Origin of the sequence: Burkholderia sp. MSMB1072, from assembly GCF_001524725.1 — a bacterium.
Lineage (GTDB): Bacteria > Pseudomonadota > Gammaproteobacteria > Burkholderiales > Burkholderiaceae > Burkholderia.
This window is the reverse complement of sequence record NZ_LOYC01000010.1, coordinates 158,015-178,074: the sequence shown is the minus strand read 5'-3', so window position 1 is coordinate 178,074 and position 20,060 is coordinate 158,015. Positions and strand designations below refer to the sequence as shown.

Below are 20,060 nucleotides of genomic sequence, written 5' to 3'. Positions count from 1 at the left end.
CGCGGCGCACATGAAAATTGAAAACCAGCCGAACTCAGCATGAGGATACAGTTGTTTCGCATGCCGAATCGATTTTCGTGATCCGGCATGCTGTGTCGTGCCTTCGAGATGTGCTATGTGAACCTGTTGCTCAATCGGTCAATTTTTTAGTTATCGTGCTGCGGCCGCCGTAGTCGTCGATCGCCATGTAGCGCACGGCCGTCGGACGCTGCGAACGCGCGGTGGCGGCGGGCAACGGGAAGCGCTGCGACCCGAACGGGGCGACCATCCCGCCGCCGGCCGGGACGAAGGTTCCGCCGACGTCGCCCTCCACCATGCCGAACGACACGTAGTACGGCGTCGGATTGGAAACCTCCAGCGATATCGGCTGCCCGCGCGCAGGCGCCGCATCGGCCGATACTTTCCAGACCAGCTTGTCCGCTGCGGTGTCGGCGTCGTTCGCGAGCGCCGTGGGCCGGTAGAACAGTTTGATGCGGGTCCGGAACGCGAAGCGCAAGCGGTTGTCCGCGTCCTGCGTCACTGCCGGCACCTCGAGCACGTTCAGCCAGAACACCGATTCGCGGTCGGCGGGCAGTTGTGCCTGCAGGTTCGTGATGCGCAGCACGGCGTTGCGTCCGGTTTCGACGCGCACCAAGGTCGGCGCAACCAGGAACGGTGTGCGCATCTCCTCTGGCGGCACATCGGCGCGGCCGTCGTCGATCCAGCTCTGCGCGAGTACCGGCTCGGTACCGGCGTTTTTCATCCGGACCGTCACATCGCGGGCATGCTCCGGAAAAATCACCCGGGTACCGTCCAGCAGCAGTGCCGCCTGTGCCGGCGCGGCACAGGCGGCCCACGCCACGACACCGGCCACGGCTTGCACACGAAGGGAACGAATGGACAGGTTCATGACGTGGAGCAGGGATTGCATCGATCAGTGGTACGCGAGCACGTAGCGGATGAACGAGTTGCCCGAACCGGTCTTGATCGCAGCCGGCGCGGCCGTCGATACGTATTGCGCCGTATAGGTCAGCGTGGCGGTGTTGTTCGCGACCGTCGCGACTTGGGCATCCGCGATGTTCTGCGGCTGACCGAGCATGATCTTGCCGTTCTTGCCGTTGCCCGCATCCTTGAGCTGGATTTCGATGCCTTCCGCCGGCTTGGTGCCGACGAGTTTCAGGTTGCCGGTCACCGGATTGATGTTGATCGACCGCTGATCGAATTCGACCAGAACCTTCGTGCCGTCGGTACACCCTGCATTGCCGCCGATGTTCAGGTTGAACGTGACGGGATTCGAAGTCTTGCCGATTTCGGTGAACGTGTCCGTGCCGATGCGGTCGCCGAGTTGCACTTCCTTGCGGTTGCCGGCGCCCGGCGCTGCGCCGTCGATGTTGCAGGTGACGTCGGAAATGCTGCCGTAGAACGCGAGCTCGCCGTCGAATGCGTGGGAAACCGACGGCACGAGCGCAGCACTTGCGATACCTGCGGCGACGCAACCCCGGAGCAGATTCATCTTCATCGTTGAATTCCTTTAAAAATGGATGTTTTCTCGGAACAACCCGTTCACGCGCCGGCATTCGATCATTTCGCCGATTGCCCGCAGCACGAACCTGGTCGTCTTATTCCGGAAGAAAGGCTGACCTCATCCGCGAATTTGACGGCCAGCGAAATTCTATTAATCAAAATGATTTATCGATATCGTACGGGTACGAATTATTCCATTCGCTTATCGAAGCATGTGGAATTCGAATGAACGCGGCAATCGCGAGCGACAGGCAGCCGACGATGCCGGCGCAGCAAGGGCGCACGGCACTTCGACCGATAGTCGATAACGGAACGACGAGGCGAAAGAAGGCCCGGCGAGCGTCCGTTATTGCACGCGCAAAATCCAGGCCAATTGCATTATTTTGTTAACAACAGTTTCAGATCATCTCCCATCCAATAATTTTCTCATTGGAATTGACATGTATTCAGAAAAATCTCATGTGCACGCCCCTCGCGACTCATTTTAAAATGCTAACCAATCGAGAATATTGCACACCAGAATCAGCATTTTCCTTTTCCATGCCGATTCGTCATTGCGGGCCGCCGGTCGTTTCGCAATCGCATCGATATACGCGTCGTTACCGACTTGTCCCATGTGCGTCATTCGGGTCCGGCGCTGCCTTCCCGCCGCCTCGAGCGGCAACGAATGCAGCGCCAAAAAAAACGCCCGCTGCAAGCAGCGGGCGCGAATCCCAGTCAAGGAGGTGTCACACGAACTACGGGTCCAGCATAAAAGGATCGGCCATCGTCGACAACGAAGCGATTGCGATATCGATATCGTCGCCGTGCGGATGAGCTTCCGAGTCGGCGCACCCCATAAACGAAACGGCGCTCCGCCGTCCGGAGGAGCGCCGCTGGCTATCCGTGGCGGCGGGCAGCGCCGGCCGCCGGCCGGGCTATGCTCCGCGGCCGATCACGGCTCGTGGCGCAGATACCCTTCCTTGCTCGGATCGCGCATGCGCCACGACACGATCAGGGAGATCGCGCACAGCACGGTCACGTACCAGTAGAAGGTTTCCTCGCTGCCGATCGACTTGAACCACAGCGCGACGTACTCGGCCGAGCCGCCGAAGATCGCGTTCGCGACCGCATACGACAGGCCCACCCCCATCGCGCGCACTTCCGGCGGGAACATCTCGGCCTTGATGAGGCCGCTGATCGACGTGTAGAAGCTGACGATCGCCAGCGCAACCGTGACCAGCACGAACGCGGCCACGGGGCTCGTCACGTCCTTCAGCGCATGCATCAGCGGCACCGTGCCGATCACCGCGAACGAACCGAACAGGATCATCGACGTGCGGCGGCCGATCTTGTCCGACAGCGCGCCGAACACCGGCTGCATCAGCATGTAGACGAGCAGCGCGACGGTCATCACGTTGCTGGCCGTCTTCGCCTGCATGCCGGCCGTGTTCACGAGGTACTTCTGCATGTACGTCGTGAACGTGTAGAAGATCAACGAGCCGCCGGCCGTGAAGCCGACCACCGTGAAGAACGCCCCCTTGTGCTGCCACACGCCGCGGATCGTGCCGGCGTCCTTCTTGTCGCGCGATGCGCTCGTCGACGTCTCGTCGAGCGACTTTCGCAGGTACAGCGAGATCAGCGCGGCCGCCGCGCCGACCACGAACGGAATGCGCCAGCCCCACGCTTTCAGCTCACCGGCCGACAGCGTCTGCTGCAGGATCACGAGCACCAGCAGCGCGCACAGCTGGCCGCCGATCAGCGTCACGTACTGGAACGACGCAAAGAAGCCGCGACGGCCCTTCAGCGCCACTTCACTCATGTAGGTCGCGCTCGTACCGTACTCGCCGCCCACCGACAGGCCCTGAAACAGGCGCGCGACCAGCAGCAGTGCCGGCGCGAGCGCACCGATCTGCGCATAGGTCGGCAGCACCGCGATCACGAGCGAGCCGCCGCACATCATCAGCACCGAGATCATCATCGCCGTGCGACGGCCGTGACGGTCGGCGATGCGGCCAAACAGCCAGCCGCCGATCGGACGCATCAGGAAGCCGGCCGCGAACACGCCCGCCGTGTTCAGCAGCTGGGTCGTCGTGTTGCCGCTCGGGAAGAATGCCGGCGCGAAGTACAGCGCGCAGAACGAGTAGATATAGAAGTCGAACCACTCGACGAGGTTGCCCGATGAGGCGCCGACGATGGCGAACACGCGCCGCCGGGTGTCATGCGCGGACAGCGCAGCTTGGTCGGTCTGGACGTCCATGGGTTGGTCTGTTCCTTTTAGTACTTTCTGGGCGAGACGGCTGGGGCCGCCGCGTGCGGTCGCACGTGGCACCGGTTCCGGCGCACGGCGCTACGGGATTTTAGCGAAATGTAAAGTAACAAGCGCTCCGGGTTCGTCCGGATGTAGAAAATTTTTCTCCCGCCACGCGTTCGTCATATGAAAACGCCAGCCTTCAGGCCGGCGTCCGATGCAAACATTTTCGCTTGGCGACGATCACACGCGCACTTCCGGCGGCACGTAGCGGCACTCGTAGCGCTTGCGTACGGTGCCGGCCTCGTCGACGCTTTCCAGGTACACGTCGAACTGCCAGAGCCGCGCCATGTGCTTGAGCACCTCTTCGCTGTCGTTCGACAGGTGGCGGTTGTCGGTCATGAAGTGACGCAGCGTAAGGCTACGGTCGCCGCGCGTGTTGACGGCCCATACCTGGATGTTCGGCTCGCGATGATGGATGTCGTACTGCCGCGACAACGCCTGCCGCACGTACTGATAGCCGGAATCGTCGTGGATCGCCGATACCTCGAGCGAGTCGCGCATGTCGTCGTCGAGCACCGAGAAGAGCCGCATCTCGCGAATCAGGTTCGGCGACAGGTACTGCGCGATGAAGCTCTCGTCCTTGAAGTTGCGCATCGCATAGTGCATCGCCGGCAGCCACGGCGTGCCCGCGATCTCCGGAAACCACTTGTAGTCCTCCTCCGTCGGCGCTTCGCAGATCCTTCGGATGTCGCTCATCATCGAGAAACCGAGCGCATACGGGTTGATCCCGCTGTAGTACGGCTTCGTGACGGGCGGCTGGTAGACCACGTTGCTGTGCGAATGCAGGAACTCCATCATGAAGCCGTCTTCCAGCTTCCCCTGGTTGTACAGCGTATTGAGCAGCGTGTAGTGCCAGAACGTCGCCCAGCCTTCGTTCATTACCTGCGTCTGCCGCTGCGGATAGAAATACTGGCCGATCTTGCGCACGATGCGGATGACTTCCCGCTCCCACGGTTCGAGCAGCGGCGCATTCTTCTCCGCGAAATACAGCAGGTTCTCCTGCGGCTCGGGCGGATAGCGCTCTTCCTGCTCCTCCGTCAGCTCGGGCTTCTTGCCGGGCAGCGTGCGCCACAGTTCGTTGACCTGCGACTGCAGGTACGCCTCGCGCTCGCGCCGCAGTGCCGCTTCCTTCGACAGCGACGGTTTCTGCGGCCGCTTGTAACGGTCGACGCCGTAGTTCATCAGCGCGTGGCACGAATCGAGCAGTTCCTCGACGCGATCGAGACCGTAGCGCTCCTCGCATTCCGCGACGTAGTTCTTCGCGTACACGAGATAGTCGATGATCGCGTGCGCGTCGGTCCACAGCCGGAACAGGTAGTTGCCCTTGAAGAACGAGTTGTGCCCGTACGCCGCGTGCGCGATGACGAGCGCCTGCATCGTCATCGTGTTTTCTTCCATCAGATACGCGATGCACGGGTTCGAATTGATGACGATTTCGTAGGCCAGGCCCATCTGGCCGCGGCGGTAGCTCTTTTCGGTCGCGAGGAAGTGCTTGCCGAACGACCAGTGGCGGTAGTTGACGGGCATCCCGACCGACGCATACGCATCCATCATCTGCTCGGCGCTGATCAGCTCGAGCTGGATCGGGTAGATGTCGAGCTCGTATTGTTCGGCGACCTGCGAGATGTGCGTGTCGTATTCCTCGAGCAATTCGAACGTCCAGTCGGACGGGCACGGCAGTGGCTTGCGTTCGGCAACGTTCATACGCGCTTCCTTTTGCCCGGAACCGGGCAAGTCGGCGGCCGGCGGCGACGGCTCGGCCTGCACGCGTTGCTGCGGTGCGGCAGGGCCGGCCGTGTCGTCGCCGGAAGGGCGCGGCTCGTAGCCGCGCGACTCGTTGTGCAGATGGCGGGTCGTCATGACATTTCCACCTGCTTTTCGAACAATTCGCGAAACACCGGGTAAATGTCCGCAGCCGATTCCACTTTTTTCATCGCGAGATGCGGTTGCGACAGGGCCAGTTGCGCGTATTCCAGCCACAGATTCTGCTCTTCCGGCGCGACCTGGATATACGCGAAGTAACGCGTCTTGGTGAGAATATCCTCTTCCAGGATTTTGCGACACTTCGGCGAATCGTCAGTCCAGTTGTCGCCGTCGGACGCTTGCGCGCCATAGATGTTCCACTCGGTCGGCGAGTAGCGCTCGTTCATCACCTTGCGCATCAGTTCGAGCGCGCTCGACACGACCGTGCCGCCGCTTTCGGTCGAATGGAAGAAGGTATCTTCGTCCACTTCCTCGGCGCGCGTGTGGTGACGGATGAACACCACTTCGATGCGCTCGTAATTGCGCTTGAGGAACAGGTAAAGCAGGATGAAGAAGCGCTTCGCGAGATCCTTGCGCTGCTCGTCCATCGAGCCCGACACGTCCATCAGGCAGAACATCACGGCCTGGCTCGACGGTTGCGGCTGCTTCACGCGGTTGATGTAGCGCAGGTCGAACGGATCGATGAACGGAATCCGCCAGATGCGCCCTTTCAGGTGGTGGATCTCGGCTTCGAGCGTCGCGATTTCCGGGCGGCGGTCTTCGGTGTCGTTCTTCAGCGCTTCGAGCCGCGCCTCGAGTTCGCGCAGCTCGTTGACGAGCGGCGAGCCGAGCGCGATGCGCCGGCCGAGCGCGCTGCGCAGCGAACGCACGACGTCGATGTTGTTCGGCGTGCCTTCCGCCGACCAGCCCGCGCGCACGTTCTTCCAGCTCGGCACCGTCAGCAGGTGCGTCTTCACGAGGCGCGGCAGTTCGAGATCGTCGAAGAAGTACTGCATGAACTCGTCGCGCGACAGCTCGAACACGAAGTCGTCCTGCCCTTCGCCCTCGTTGCTCGCCTGACTGCCGCCGCCGCCCGAGCCACCCTGCGGACGCGGAATCTTGTCGCCGCGCACGTAGTCCTCGTTGCCGGGATGCACGTATTCGCGACGCCCGCCCGGCGCGTGCCGGAAATTCGGCTCCGCGATGTCCTTGCGCGGGATCGTGATGCTCTGCGTGCTCTGGATATCCTTGATGCTACGGTCGCGCACCGCGTCGGACACGGCACGACGAATGTAGTTCTTGACGCGACGCAGAAAGCGTTCGCGATTGGCGATGCTCTTGTTCTTGCCGGCCAGCCTGCGGTCGATGATTTGATGAAGCACTCCCGGTCTCCCGCTCGAAAGTCGATCTGCCGGGGCACTCGCCGCGCATGCCGTCTGCCGTCATGCGGGCGGCGCCTCTGAAAGCGCCCGGACGGACTCGCCGTCCGGGCACGATACCGCGCGTGTCATGACGACTTGCGCACGCGCAGGTACCAGTCGCAAAGCAGCCTCACCTGCTTCGGCGTATAGCCCTTCGCGACCATCCGGTTCACAAAGTCCTCATGCTTGCGCTGCTCCTCCGCCGAACCCTTGGCGTTGAACGAAATCACCGGCAACAGTTCCTCGGTGTTCGAGAACATCTTCTTCTCGATCACGACGCGCAACTTCTCGTAGCTCGTCCACACGGGGTTCTTGCCGGCGTTCGCCGCCCGTGCGCGCAACACGAAGTTCACGATCTCGTTGCGGAAATCCTTCGGATTGCTGATCCCGGCCGGCTTCTCGATCTTCTCCAGCTCCGCGTTCAGCGCGGCGCGGTCGAAGCTCTCGCCCGTGTCGTGGTCGCGGAATTCCTGATCCTGGATCCAGAAATCCGCATACGTGACGTAGCGATCGAAGATGTTCTGCCCGTATTCCGAATACGATTCGAGATACGCCGTCTGGATCTCCTTGCCGATGAACTCCGCGTAGCGCGACGCGAGCACGTCCTTCACGAAGGACAGGTACTTCTGCTCGGTTTCCGGCGGGAACTGCTCGCGTTCGATCTGCTGTTCGAGCACGTACATCAGGTGCACGGGGTTCGCCGCGACCTCGCTCGTATCGAAGTTGAACACGCGCGACAGGATCTTGAACGCGAAGCGCGTCGATACGCCGGTCATCCCTTCGTCGACGCCCGCGTAGTCGCGATACTCCTGGTACGACTTCGCCTTCGGATCGGTGTCCTTCAGGTTTTCGCCGTCGTACACCTGCATCTTCGAGAACAGGCTCGAATTCTCCGGCTCGTGCAGACGCGACAGCACCGAGAACTGCGACATCATCTTCAGCGTGCCCGGCGCGCACACGGCCTCGGCCAGCGACGAATTGCGGATCAGCTTCTCGTAAATCTTGATCTCTTCCGACACGCGCAGGCAGTACGGCACCTTCACGACGAAGATCCGGTCGAGCAGCGCCTCGTTGTTGCGGTTATTGCGGAAGGCCTTCCACTCCGATTCGTTCGAGTGCGCAAGAATCACGCCGTCGAACGGAATCGCGCCGAAACCTTCGGTGCCCTTGAAGTTGCCTTCCTGCGTGGCGGTCAGCAGCGGGTGCAGCACCTTGATCGGCGCCTTGAACATTTCGACGAATTCGAGCAGGCCCTGGTTCGCGAGGCACAGGCCGCCCGAGTAGCTATAGGCGTCGGCATCGTCCTGCGCGTACTGTTCGAGCTTGCGGATATCGACCTTGCCGACCAGCGACGAGATGTCCTGATTGTTCTCGTCGCCCGGCTCCGTCTTTGCGATGCCGACCTGCCGCAGGATCGACGGATAGCGTCGCACCACGCGGAACTGGCGGATGTCGCCGTTGTATTCGTGCAGGCGCTTGACGGCCCACGGACTCAGGATGCTTTTCAGGTAGCGGCGCGGAATGCCGTACTGTTCCTCGAGGATCGGACCATCCTCGTCGTAGTCGAACAGCCCGAGCGGCGATTCGTTGACGGGCGAGCCCTTCAGCGCATAGAACGGCACGCGCTCCATCAGTTGCTTCAGACGCTCGGCGATCGACGACTTGCCGCCGCCCACCGGGCCCAGCAGATAGAGGATCTGCTTCTTCTCTTCAAGACCTTGCGCAGCGTGGCGGAAATACGCGACCACCTGCTCGATCACCTCCTCCATTCCGTAGAACTCACGGAATGCCGGATACACCTTGATGACCTTGTTCGCGAAGATCCGCGACAGGCGCGGGTCGTTGCGGGTATCGATCTGTTCAGGTTCCCCGATTGCTTCCAGCATGCGTTCACCCGCCGTCGCATACGCGGATGGATCGTTCTTGCAGAGCGCGAGATACTCCTCCAGCGAGAGCTCTTCCTCTCGCGTTTTTTCGAAGCGGTTCGCGAAGCTGCTGTAAATATCCATGCTACCTCCCTCGCCTGAGTCTGAAGACGTGCCTGCCTTCTATGACTGCGCAGAAGCAAGCGCGTTCGAATTCATCCTAAACCCTTTCTTATTTTTTTTCACGAACTCTTCGTATGAAGTTCGTCATTCTCGACAACACCGCTTGGACAACGCATTTCGTCGTTTTACAATCGACTTCCCGAGCCGCAGAAACTGCATCCGCCGCGTCTCGTCGAACATCGAAACGGCTCGTGCGTTGGACACCTCCGACGTCGCCACCTCTCCCCTTCATCCCTATACGTTCGAGCGGCCGCGCGCGATGACACGCCGCCCGCACCGTTACAAATTTTTTTCGCAGTCCCGTACGGACATACCCGTACGACGAACGCGGGAACACGACGCGCACGCAGCGCCTCCGCGCGAATCCGTCGGTGCGCCACGCACGATGCGCGACGCACGTGCCTGTGCCCGATCGATCGTCCGCGCTGTCACATTCGGCCTGTCGCAGAAACGACGACGCCCGCGGATCGCGGGCGTCGTTCGTCACCAAATGGGGATAGATACGCGGCGCACGCGGATCAGAACGTCTCCCAGTCGTCACCGCCGGCGCTCGCGACGGCCGGCGCGGGCACCGGCGCAGCCGACACGGCGGCAGGCTTGCGCGCCGGCATCGCGGCGGTCGCGCGTTTCGGCGCGGCATCGCGTTCGACGCGCGCAGCGGCCTGTACCGGCGCCGCCGCCGGCGCGGACGATGCGCGCGGCGCATGCCGCGCCACCGCAACGACGGTGTCCGCGCGCGCCGTTTCGTCGTCGAGCTGGAATACCGCCGCCGTTTCGCGCAGGCGCATCGCCTGTTTGTCGAGCGACTGCGCGGCGGCCGCGGCCTCCTCGACGAGCGCCGCATTCTGCTGCGTGACCTCGTCCATCTGCGCGACCGCGCGCGCCACCTGATCGATCCCGCCGCTCTGTTCCTCGGACGCCGCCGCGATCTCGCCCATGATGTCCGTCACACGCTGGACCGCGCCGATCACGTCGTTCATCGTGCGCCCGGCTTCGTCGACCAGCGTCGAGCCGGTCCGGATACGCTCCACCGACGCGTCGATCAGCGTCTTGATTTCCTTCGCCGCGCTCGACGAACGCTGCGCGAGGCTGCGCACTTCGCCGGCGACGACCGCGAAGCCGCGGCCTTCCTCGCCTGCCCGCGCGGCTTCGACGGCCGCATTCAGCGCAAGTATGTTGGTCTGGAACGCGATTCCCTCGATGATCGCGATGATGTCCGCGATTTTCGCCGAGCTGTCGTTGATTTCGCCCATCGTGCCGACCACCTGGCCCACCACCGTATTACCCTTGTTTGCAATATCGGACGCATTCGCGGCCAGCGCGCTTGCCTGGCGCGCATTGTCCGCATTCTGCTTCACGGTGCCGGTCAGTTGCTCCATGCTCGACGCGGTTTCCTGCAGCGCAGCGGCCTGTTCCTCGGTACGCGACGACAGGTCGATGTTACCGGCCGCGATCTGGCGGGCCGCGGTGGCGATCGATTCGCTGCCGCCGCGCACGGTGCGCACCGTGTCGACGAGCCCGCGCTGCATCCTCGCGAGGCCTTCCAGCAACTGCCCCATCTCGTCGCGCCGATCGACGACGATCGGCCGGCGCAGGTCGCCCGCGGCGATCGCGTCGAAATGCGACAGCACATCGGCAATCGGGCGGCCGATCGCGCGGCTCAGCGTCAGCCACGACAGCGCCGCGGCCCCGATGCCGGCCAGCAGCACGACGATCGACAGCACGCGCATCGTCTCGAACACCGATTCCGCCCGATCGAAGCGCGCCTGCGCATTGGTGAACTGAAAGTTGCGCAGCGCTTCGCCGGCCACGGCCAGTTCGTTATAGCGCGCCTGAAGCTGCTTCGCGCCGTCGCCGATCCGGTCGTGATCGCCCGTGCCGATCGCGCTCGCGAACGCGTCGCAGGTATCCTGCAGCACCTTGCGCCGGGCGACGACGTCCTGGGCGAGGCGATCCTCATCGGCGCCGCGCGGCAGCGCGAGGTACTTCTGCCACCATGCGTCGGATTGCGTGCGCATCGCGCGGCTGCGCTCGATGGCAGCCGTGGAATCGGGCGTGCCGACAAGCAGCGCCGCCCGGTCGAGTGCGAGGCGCTCGCGCGCGGCGAACATTTCCGCGACCGACACGTCGACCGCGCTCGGCATCTGGTTCGTGAAAATCTCGCGCGTCGAATCGTTCGAACGCGTCATTCCGTACAGACCGAGCACGCCGGTGATACCCAGCAGTACCGCCAGAAACGCCATCGTCAAACCGATGCGCGCACGAATCGTCAGGTTCCTGAACACCATCATCCATCCTGTATTGCGTCGTCATGAACGGGCCTCGCCCGTTGGCTCGAAGCATTGCTTCACTCGGTGCATTTACGACCGTGTGGCGCATAACTTGATGGTTTTGGCGTCATTATTTCGAATTATTCGTCTGTTTATTACAAACGACTGAATAATTGACGCAATTCGGGTCGGAATGGCGAAAAGGAGAAGGCGCACCGGTACGCGGCCGTCTGTCTCGTGCGACGGACGGGCCGCGTAGCGGAACCGGAAAGCGGTGATCCGGCCCTAGTCGGCCAGTTCGATGCGGCTCGGAATCGACGGCTGCGCGCCTGCGCGCGTGACCGACAGCGCCGCCGCGCGTTGCGCGAAGCGGATGGCCGTGTCGACGTCCGCGCCGGCCGCGAGCCGTGCGGAAAAGCCGCCGATGAAGGTGTCGCCGGCCGCCGTCGTGTCCACCGCCTGCACCGCCGGCGCCGGATAGTGTCGCGCGGCGCCGTCGGCCGTCAACGCGAGCACGCCGCGCGCACCGAGCGTGACCAGCACGTTGCGCGCGCCGCCGGCCTGCAGCAAGCGCGCGGCGGCTTCGGCCTCCGCCGGGTCGCGCACCGGCAGCCCGGTGAGCGCGGCCGCCTCGACCTCGTTCGGGATCAGGTAATCGACGAGCGGCAGCCAGCCGTCCGGCAGCGGCGCGACGGCCGGGGCCGGATTGAGCACCACCGTGCGGCCGAGCCGGCGCCCGGCCGACAAGGCAGCGAACACTGCGTCCGGCGGCGTCTCGAGCTGGCAGATCAGCACGTCGGCCGCCGCGAGCGCGGCCTCGTGCCGGGCAATCGTGTCGGTCGTGACCTCGCCGTTGCCGCCGGCGACGATCACGATCGCGTTCTGGCTCGCATCGTCGACGACGATCAGTGCGACGCCGGTCGACGCCGACGCGCTCGTCGCGAGCCCCGTGCAGTCGATTCCCTCGACCTCGAGGCCCGCTCGCAGTGCCGCGCCGTGCGCATCCGCGCCGACGCAGCCGATCATCGCGACGTGCGCGCCAAGCCGGGCGGCGGCGACGGCCTGGTTGCCGCCCTTGCCGCCCGCTGCCTGCGCGAACGCGTGCCCGGCCAGCGTTTCGCCTGGCAGAGGCAACCGCGGCGCCCGCACGACGAGATCCATGTTGAGGCTGCCGACCACCGTCACGCGGCCGGCGCCCGTGGCGGTCGCCGTCATGCGCGAGCGCCCGGCGCGGCCGGCTCGCGATAGACCGCCGTCGATTCGCGCAGCACGAGGCGCGGCGACACGACGCGGCGGCGGCTCGGCACGGCGCTCGAACCGCCGCCGATCCGTTCGATCAGCGTCTGCGCGGCCATTTCGCCGAGCGCGCGCACCGACTGGCCGACCGTCGACAGCGCCGGATACGTGTAGCGGGAAAATTCGATGTCGTCGAACCCGATGATCGAGCAGTCGTCGGGCACGCGCATCCCGCGCTCGGCCGCCGCGCGCAGCGCGCCGACCCCCATCAGGTCGTTGCCCGCGAAGATCGCGCTCGGCCGCACCGATTCGAACAGCCGCGACGCCGCGTGATAGCCGCCTAGGCACGAGAAATCGCTTTCGGCGATCGCGCCCGGCACGATGTCGACCCCGCGCTCGGCCATCGCACGGATGAAGCCGTGCACGCGCATCGCGCTGACGGCGGTGTCGGTCGGCCCGGTGATGCAGCCGATCTTAGCGTGCCCGAGTTCGAGCAGATGGCGCGTGGCCAGATACGCGCCGCGCTCGTGGTCGATCTGTACGAGATCGGCCGCGAGCCCCTCGATGTTGCGATCGACGACGACGAGCGGCGCGTGGATATCGGCGAGCGTCTGCGCGAGCACCGCGTCCTCGCCCGCCGACGCGACGATCAGACCGTCGATGCGCTTTTCCTGCAGCACGCGCAGGTAATTGCGCTGCTTCACGGGATCGTCGTCCGAATTGCAGAAGAACACGCAATAGCCGTTGGCTGCGCACTGATCCTCGATGCCGCGCGCAAGCTCCGCGAAGTATGGATTCGTGCTGTTCGGCACGACGAGGCCGATGGTCGCCGTCGCCCGCGCCTTCAGCGAGCGCGCCACGGCCGACGGCACGTAATTCAGCTCGCGGATCGCGCCCTCGACCTTCGCACGCACATCCGCGGACACCGGCCGCGAATTGTTCACCACGTGCGAGACGGTCGTAAACGACACGCCCGCCATGGCCGCCACATCCTTGATCGTCGCCATTTCCCGTTTCTCTCTGGTCTGTTCTGTGTGTCTTCTTACCGCACGCGCGTACGCCGGCTGCGATACGTATCGAGCACGACCGCCACCACGATCACCGCACCCGTGATGATCCGTTTCGTCGGCTCGTTCGCACCGATCTGCGCCAGCCCCGCGGCCAGCACGGAGATGATCAACACGCCGAAGAACGTGCTGATCACCGAGCCGCGCCCGCCCATCAGGCTCGTGCCGCCGATCACGACGGCGGCGATGACCTGCAGTTCGAGGCCCGCGCCCGCGTTCGGATCGGCCGCCTCGAGCCGCGAAATCTGGAACAGCGACGCGAGCCCCGCGAGCGCGCCCATCAGTGCGAATACGAGAATTTTATACGGCCGCGGGTTAACCCCTGCAAGTCGCACCGCTTCCTCGTTCGTGCCGATCCCGATCAGATAGCGCCCGAACACCGTGCGCGTGAGCACGAACTGGGCCGCGATCATCACCGCGACCGCGATCAGGAACGCCGGCGAGATGCCCAGCGCGATCGGGTTCGACAGGAAATCGAACGCGTCGCCGATATACGCGGTGCGCGAATTCGTCAGCTGGTACGCGAGGCCGCGAGCGGCCTCCAGCACGCCGAGCGACACGATGAACGACGGAATCCGCCAGCCGACCGTGACGGCGCCGGTCAGCGTGCCCGTCGCGGTTGCGACCGCGATCCCGATCAGCGCGGCCGGCAGCGGCCCCCACTGCCATTTCAGCGCGGCGACGCTGACCATCGACGCGGCGAGCGCGAGCACCGAGCCGACCGACAGGTCGATCCCTGCGATGATCAGCACGAAGGTCATCCCGACCGACATCACGACGAGATCGGGAATCTGGTTCGCGATCGTGCTGAACGTGTCGTAGGTCAGGAAGTGCGCGCTCAGCACCGAAAACAGCGCGATCATCGCGGCCAGCGCGCCGGCGAGCCCGAGATAGTTCGACAGGCCGAGCCGCGTGCCGGACAGCGTGCGCGCGCGGCGCCCCGTCACGTCCTGCTGCGCGCCTGCGTCGGTCGGGGATACGGGAGGCTGGGTCATTGCTGTGGTCCTGTCGTCGAAGTGCCCGGAGCGGCGCCGCGCGCCTGCCCCGCATCCGGATGCTGCATGGCGGCCGCCGGCGTCTCGCGGCCGAAGCCGGCGAACGCCGCGGCCAGCAGCGCATCCTGGGTCCAGTTGCCGCGCTCGAACACGGCCGTCATGCGGCCGGCCGACATCACGCCGATCCGGTCGCAGATCAGCATCAGCTCGCGCAGGTCGCTCGATACGACCACGAGCGCGCGGCCTTCGCGCGCGAGCGCGCCCATCAAAGTGTAGATCTCGAATTTGGCGCCGACGTCGATCCCGCGCGTCGGCTCGTCGAACAGCAGCACGCCCATGTCGCGCGCGAGCCAGCGGCCGATCACGACCTTCTGCTGGTTGCCGCCCGACAGTTCGCCGACCGGCTGCGTCGCCCCGTGCGTGCGGATTCGCAGCGCGTCGATCTGCTGCTCGGCGAGCGCGGTCTCGCGCACCGAATCGACGATGCCGCCGCGCGCGAGCCGGTCGAGCTGGCCGAGCGACACGTTCGCTGTAATCGACTGCGACAGCAGCAGCCCTTCGCCCTTGCGATCCTCGGTGATCAGCGCGATGCCCTGCTGCACCGCATCGACCGGCGACGCGATCCGCACCGGCTTCAGCGGCTGGCCCACCGCGATCGTCCCGGCATCCGGCGTGTCGGCACCGTAGATCAGCCGCAGCAGCTCGGTGCGACCCGCGCCGATCAACCCCGAGATGCCGAAGATCTCGCCCGCGCGTACCTCGAGCGACACGTCGCGCACGGCCGTCCCGCGCGTGAGGCCCGACACCGCGAGCCGCGGCGCACCGAAACGACGTTCGCCGAGATCGATATGTTCGCCGATCTCGCGCCCGACCATCAGCGTGACGAGCCCGTCGGACGTGGTCGCCGCCATGTCGCCCGCATGCACGAGCCGGCCGTCGCGCAGCACCGCGACGCGCTCGGCGACGCGCGCGAGTTCCTCGAGCCGGTGCGAGATGTAGACGATCGCGACGCCGCGCGCCTTCAGCCGGTCGATCTGCTCGAACAGCAGCTCGACTTCGCGCGCGGTCAGCATCGCGGTCGGCTCGTCGAGAATCAGCACGCGGCAGTCGCCGATCAGGTTGCGCGCGATCTCGACCATCTGCTGGTGGCCGATGCCGAGCGCGCCGACCGGCGTATCCGGATCGACCGCGTCGAGCCCGACCTGCGCCATCGCCGCGCGCGCGTCGTCGCGCAGCCGCGCGCGATCGATGATCCCGAAGCGCCGCGGCAGGCGGTTCAGGAACAGGTTTTCGGCGACGCTCAGCGTCGGCAGCAGGTTCAGCTCCTGCATCACCATGCGCACGCCGAGCGCCTCGGCCTGCGTGCGGCTCGCCGGCGCATAGGCGTGGCCGCCGAGCTGCATCGTGCCGGCAGTCGGGTCGACGAGCCCGCCGATGATCTTCGACAGCGTGCTCTTGCCGGCACCGTTCTCGCCCGTCAGCGCGAGCGCCTGGCCCGCGTCGAGCGTCAGCGTGACGTCGGCGAGCACGGGTTCGGCATAGGTCTTGCCGATGCCGGATACGGACAGCACGGGGTGGGCTGAACGTGAGGGTTGGAAGGTCGGTTCCATCGCGATCCTGGTTGCGGCCGCGCGCACGGGGCGCGCGGATATGACGCTCACAAGTGCATGTGCATGCAGTGGCCGTGATCGCGCTCACACCGGATAACGGCCGCCGCGCCGGATTCTTGAGGGCGGCAGCCGGACCGGTGCGGCGTTACTTCGTCACGAGATCCACCGGCGTCTCGACCACGCCGGACATGTCGGCCTGCTTGCGATGCTCGGCGATCGCCTTGAGCGCCGTGTCGATGCCGAATACGGCCTGCTTCGCCGCGTACTGGTCGGCGGTCGCGAGCACGCGGCCGTCCTTCAGCATCGGCTTGATCGCGTTGATGTTGTCGTAGCCGACCACGAGCACCTTGCCCTGCTTGCCGGCCGCGCGCACGGCAGACACGGCGCCGATCGCCATGTTGTCGTTGCCGCACAGCAGCGCCTTCAGGTTCGGGTATTCGTTGAGCATCGCGGCAGCCACCGCATTGCCCTTGTCGATCTCCCATTCGCCCGACTGCACCGACACGACCTTCATCCCGCCCGCCTTCATCGCGTCCTGGAAGCCGGCCGTGCGCTGCTGGGCGTTGGTGGTCGTCGACACGCCTTCGACGATGCCGACCTGGTCGCCCGCCTTCAGCCGCTTCGCGAGGTAATCGCCGACCTTGCGCGCGCCCTTGCGGTTGTCCGGGCCGACGAACGGCACGTTCAGGTTCTTCGACTTCAGCACGTCGGGATCGAGCCGGTTGTCGATGTTCACGACGACGATGCCTGCGTCGACGGCCTTCTTCACGACCGGTACGAGCGCCTTCGAATCGGCCGGCGCGAGCACGATCGCATCGACCTTCGAGACGATCATCTGCTCGACGATGCGGATCTGGTTCGCGGTGTCGGTCTCGTCCTTGATGCCGTTGGTGACCAGGTCGAACTGGTTCGCGTTGTGTTTCTGGTATTCCTTCGCGCCCGTTTCCATGGTCAGGAAGAACTCGTTGGCAAGCGACTTCATCACGAGTGCGACCTTCGGCTTGGCCGCGGATTGCGCGTGGACAGCCGGTGCGGCGGCCACCGCGACGGCGGCGAGCGCGGCGGTCAGGAAGCGACGGCGAAAGCGGACATTCATACACATCTCCTGGCGACTGGCCCGAAGGGCCGGATTGTTGTTCGGTTGTTGTTTTAATGTGAGCAAACGTTTGCGCCACACTACCCGGGCAATGGCCATCGATGCTGCTGTCGGTACCACGGAATGGAAGCAAGGCAGACGGCCGACTGCCTGGCGCGCGCTGTCGTCGACGCGCCACCGCCGGCGGGACGCCGGCGGAGTGAAGGCTATGCTGTACCGATTCGCTTCGGCGCGCAACCTGTCTGATCAATATTTAAGGGTTTATTCGGAGCGCGCGAGCGCGCTTCACGACGCGCAAATGCGACAGTCGCGATGCCGAAGGCGGCTCGCCGACGCGCGTCGCCGGCGGGCCGATGATGAAGCGGTTCGGCGCGAACGACGCGATCGGCACGCGGATCGCCGGCATCCACCGATCCGATATGTGGTCGACTGTGACTGAACCGGCGATTCGTATCGCGCTGCTTCGTGAATGAGGATGGTTGCCGATCGTGCGTTCCGCACCGAGATTCGGCGTTGCAGATCGTTCTTGTTTTTCCGTGGGCACGGAAACGCGTGCCGGTCGTCCTGACGCGACGCACCCGGATGTCTCGGCCGATGATTCGGACGCGCCGGCGGCAATCCCCGCCGCCGCCCGGTGCGGTGTACGGCAGGCTATGCGCGGCGCGTGTCGCGCACCGTCCGCGGCATCTGCCCGGACGGCGTGCGACATGCGCCATCAAACGGCTTCGCGCAACAGCCCCGCGATTTCCGCTTCGTTCAGATGCGGCGCGAACATTTCGATCAGCCGGTACGCATACGCGCGCAGGAATGCGCCCTTGCGCAGGCCCACCCGCGTCGTGCTCGCCTCGAACAGGTGCTGCGTGTCGAGCGCGACGAGCCCCGTGTCGCGCTGCGGATCGTAGGCCATCGCCGCGACGACGCCGATCCCCATTCCGAGCTCGACGTAGGTCTTGATCACGTCCGCGTCGATCGCGGTCAGCACGACGTCGGGCACGGCGCCCGCCTGCGCGAACGCCTGGTCGATGTGCGAGCGGCCCGTGAAGTCCTGGTCGTACGTGATGATCGGGTACTCGGCAATCTCCTCGAGCGTCAGGTTCTCGCGGCCGACGAGCGGATGGCCCTTCGGCACGACGACCGTGTGGTGCCACGAATAGCACGGGAACGTGACGATGTCCGGATAGCGGTCGAGCGCCTCGGTCGAGATACCGAGATCGGCCTCGCCGTTCAGGATCATCTGCGCGATCTGCTGCGGGCTGCCCTGGCGCAGCGCGAGATGCACCTTCGGGAACACGTCGGTGAATTGCCGGATCACCTTCGGCAGCGCGTAGCGCGCCTGCGTGTGCGTCGTCGCGACGACGAGGTGGCCGCTGTCCTGATCGGCGAACTGGCGCGCGACGCGGCGCAGGTTCTCGGCGTCCAGCAGCATCCGCTCGATCAGCTGGTGCACCGCCTTGCCCGGCTCCGTGAGTCCCGTCAGCCGCTTGCCGCGCCGAATGAAGATGTCGACGCCCAGCTCATCTTCCAGATCCTTGATCTGTTTCGACACGCCCGACTGCGACGTATACAGCACGTTCGCGACTTCCGTCAGGTTCATGTTCTGGCGCACCGCTTCGCGCACGAACCGCAATTGCTGAAAATTCATGGGTATGCCTCTTAGGCTGTCGTTGTTTGATTGTCGAATCGGAGCGAATCCCGCCCTCTGCCCTGCATTGTCTCGTCAACGTGCGGGAAACACCCGCACGGCGCGCGGCACGGCCGTCGCGCCGTCGCCGACCTGCAGCGAAAGCGCCCGCCATGCGTCGCGGTCGAGTTCCGCCTCGAGCGCGCCGCCCGCGCGCGCCTCGAGCTCCACGCGCACCGAACCGCCGAGCGGAATCACGCGCCGCACGTCCACCGCTATGCCGTCGCGGTGGCCTTCGCCCGCCGGCCACAGCTGCAGATCGTGCGGCCGCACGTAAGCGTTCGCGGGGCCCGCGAAGTCGGCGTCGACCTCGATCGGCGCAGCCGCACCCTCGGCGACGAAGCCACGCCCGGCAACCGTGCCCGGCAGCCGGTTCGCCGCGCCGAGGAACTCGTACACGAACGCGCTTTGCGGATGATCGTAGACGTCCTGCGGGCTGCCGACCTGCTCGACGTGGCCGCGGTTCAGCACGACGATGCGATCGGCCACTTCGAGCGCCTCTTCCTGGTCGTGCGTGACGAAGATCGTCGAGATGTGCAGGTCGTCGTGCAGGCGACGCAGCCAGCCGCGCAGTTCCTTGCGGACCTTCGCGTCGAGCGCGCCGAACGGCTCGTCGAGCAGCAGCACCTTCGGCTCGACCGCGAGCGCGCGGGCGAGCGCGATGCGCTGGCGCTGGCCGCCCGACAGCTCGGACGGGTAACGCTGCGCGAGCCAGTCGAGCTGCACGAGCTTGAGCAGCTCATGCACCTTGTCGCGAATCGCGGCTTCCGACGGCCGCTCGCGGCGCGGTTTCACGCGCAGCCCGAACGCGACGTTCTCGAACACCGTCATGTGGCGGAACAGCGCGTAGTGCTGGAACACGAAGCCGACCTGGCGGTCGCGTGCGCCGACCGACGCCACGTCGAGCCCCTGCAGCACGACCTGGCCGGCGTCCGCGTGCTCGAGGCCCGCGATCACGCGCAGCAGCGTGGTCTTGCCGCAGCCGGACGGCCCGAGCAGCGCGACCAGTTCGCCGGGCGGAAAGTCGAGCGACACGTTGTCGAGCGCCGTGAAATCGCCGAAGCGCTTCTGAAGGTTACGGACGGTGATACCCATTC

At 65.1% G+C, this 20,060-nt stretch carries 14 protein-coding genes; all 14 read right to left on the bottom strand.

The window, feature by feature from the left end; genetic code table 11:
- Positions 1-130: 130 nt before the first annotated feature.
- The 14 genes from WS89_RS05935 to WS89_RS05870 all read right to left on the bottom strand — a co-directional run bounded on the left by WS89_RS05935 (position 131) and on the right by WS89_RS05870 (position 20,058).
- Positions 131-910, bottom strand: a complete 780-nt coding sequence (locus tag WS89_RS05935) for a fimbrial biogenesis chaperone (protein WP_257128135.1) — start codon at positions 908-910, stop codon at positions 131-133.
- Between the two features lie 3 nt (positions 911-913).
- On the bottom strand, positions 914-1,498 hold the full coding sequence (locus tag WS89_RS05930; protein ID WP_059498970.1) for a fimbrial protein: 585 nt from the start codon (positions 1,496-1,498) through the stop codon (positions 914-916).
- Between the two features lie 939 nt (positions 1,499-2,437).
- A complete protein-coding gene (locus tag WS89_RS05925; protein ID WP_059498971.1) occupies positions 2,438-3,742 on the bottom strand; it encodes an MFS family transporter in 1,305 nt (434 codons plus the stop codon).
- Positions 3,743-3,976: 234 nt separating this feature from the next.
- Positions 3,977-5,656 carry a SpoVR family protein gene (locus WS89_RS05920; protein WP_059498972.1) on the bottom strand — a complete coding sequence of 560 codons (1,680 nt, stop codon included), beginning with the start codon at positions 5,654-5,656 and terminating at the stop codon, positions 3,977-3,979.
- On the bottom strand, positions 5,653-6,921 hold the full coding sequence (locus WS89_RS05915) for a YeaH/YhbH family protein (RefSeq protein ID WP_059789827.1): 1,269 nt from the start codon (positions 6,919-6,921) through the stop codon (positions 5,653-5,655). The genes WS89_RS05920 and WS89_RS05915 overlap by 4 nt, the downstream gene beginning before the upstream one ends.
- A gap of 125 nt (positions 6,922-7,046) precedes the next feature.
- Complete coding sequence (locus WS89_RS05910; RefSeq protein WP_027784391.1) at positions 7,047-8,969, bottom strand: PrkA family serine protein kinase; 1,923 nt, start codon at positions 8,967-8,969, stop codon at positions 7,047-7,049.
- 557 nt (positions 8,970-9,526) lie between these two features.
- On the bottom strand, positions 9,527-11,296 hold the full coding sequence (locus WS89_RS05905; RefSeq protein ID WP_059789826.1) for a methyl-accepting chemotaxis protein: 1,770 nt from the start codon (positions 11,294-11,296) through the stop codon (positions 9,527-9,529).
- 267 nt (positions 11,297-11,563) lie between these two features.
- Positions 11,564-12,493, bottom strand: coding sequence for a ribokinase (gene rbsK / locus WS89_RS05900; protein WP_059789825.1), 930 nt, complete (start codon positions 12,491-12,493; stop codon positions 11,564-11,566).
- Positions 12,490-13,521: a LacI family DNA-binding transcriptional regulator gene (locus WS89_RS05895; protein ID WP_034207256.1), complete on the bottom strand. Its 1,032-nt coding sequence runs from the start codon at positions 13,519-13,521 to the stop codon at positions 12,490-12,492. The genes rbsK and WS89_RS05895 overlap by 4 nt, the downstream gene beginning before the upstream one ends.
- A 35-nt stretch (positions 13,522-13,556) precedes the next feature.
- Positions 13,557-14,576: an ABC transporter permease gene (locus WS89_RS05890; RefSeq protein WP_059789824.1), complete on the bottom strand. Its 1,020-nt coding sequence runs from the start codon at positions 14,574-14,576 to the stop codon at positions 13,557-13,559.
- Positions 14,573-16,186: a sugar ABC transporter ATP-binding protein gene (locus WS89_RS05885; protein WP_059789823.1), complete on the bottom strand. Its 1,614-nt coding sequence runs from the start codon at positions 16,184-16,186 to the stop codon at positions 14,573-14,575. The genes WS89_RS05890 and WS89_RS05885 overlap by 4 nt, the downstream gene beginning before the upstream one ends.
- 145 nt (positions 16,187-16,331) lie before the next feature.
- Positions 16,332-17,282 carry a sugar ABC transporter substrate-binding protein gene (locus tag WS89_RS05880; RefSeq protein ID WP_059498976.1) on the bottom strand — a complete coding sequence of 317 codons (951 nt, stop codon included), beginning with the start codon at positions 17,280-17,282 and terminating at the stop codon, positions 16,332-16,334.
- A gap of 715 nt (positions 17,283-17,997) precedes the next feature.
- Positions 17,998-18,924 carry a CysB family HTH-type transcriptional regulator gene (locus WS89_RS05875; RefSeq protein ID WP_034207252.1) on the bottom strand — a complete coding sequence of 309 codons (927 nt, stop codon included), beginning with the start codon at positions 18,922-18,924 and terminating at the stop codon, positions 17,998-18,000.
- Positions 18,925-18,999: 75 nt separating this feature from the next.
- Positions 19,000-20,058, bottom strand: a complete 1,059-nt coding sequence (locus WS89_RS05870; RefSeq protein WP_047900604.1) for a sulfate/molybdate ABC transporter ATP-binding protein — start codon at positions 20,056-20,058, stop codon at positions 19,000-19,002.
- Between the last annotated feature and the right edge of the window lie 2 nt (positions 20,059-20,060).

Bases quoted from the DNA above. Each gene is read 5' to 3' on its own strand.
- WS89_RS05935 (WP_257128135.1), bottom strand. From the start codon at position 910: ATGCAATCCCTGCTCCACGTCATGAACCTGTCCATTCGTTCCCTTCGT.
- WS89_RS05930 (WP_059498970.1), bottom strand. From the start codon at position 1,498: ATGAAGATGAATCTGCTCCGGGGTTGCGTCGCCGCAGGTATCGCAAGT.
- WS89_RS05925 (WP_059498971.1), bottom strand. From the start codon at position 3,742: ATGGACGTCCAGACCGACCAAGCTGCGCTGTCCGCGCATGACACCCGG.
- WS89_RS05920 (WP_059498972.1), bottom strand. From the start codon at position 5,656: ATGACGACCCGCCATCTGCACAACGAGTCGCGCGGCTACGAGCCGCGC.
- WS89_RS05910 (WP_027784391.1), bottom strand. From the start codon at position 8,969: ATGGATATTTACAGCAGCTTCGCGAACCGCTTCGAAAAAACGCGAGAG.
- WS89_RS05905 (WP_059789826.1), bottom strand. From the start codon at position 11,296: ATGGTGTTCAGGAACCTGACGATTCGTGCGCGCATCGGTTTGACGATG.
- rbsK (WP_059789825.1), bottom strand. From the start codon at position 12,493: ATGACGGCGACCGCCACGGGCGCCGGCCGCGTGACGGTGGTCGGCAGC.
- WS89_RS05895 (WP_034207256.1), bottom strand. From the start codon at position 13,521: ATGGCGACGATCAAGGATGTGGCGGCCATGGCGGGCGTGTCGTTTACG.
- WS89_RS05890 (WP_059789824.1), bottom strand. From the start codon at position 14,576: ATGACCCAGCCTCCCGTATCCCCGACCGACGCAGGCGCGCAGCAGGAC.
- WS89_RS05885 (WP_059789823.1), bottom strand. From the start codon at position 16,186: ATGGAACCGACCTTCCAACCCTCACGTTCAGCCCACCCCGTGCTGTCC.
- WS89_RS05880 (WP_059498976.1), bottom strand. From the start codon at position 17,282: ATGAATGTCCGCTTTCGCCGTCGCTTCCTGACCGCCGCGCTCGCCGCC.
- WS89_RS05875 (WP_034207252.1), bottom strand. From the start codon at position 18,924: ATGAATTTTCAGCAATTGCGGTTCGTGCGCGAAGCGGTGCGCCAGAAC.
- WS89_RS05870 (WP_047900604.1), bottom strand. From the start codon at position 20,058: ATGGGTATCACCGTCCGTAACCTTCAGAAGCGCTTCGGCGATTTCACG.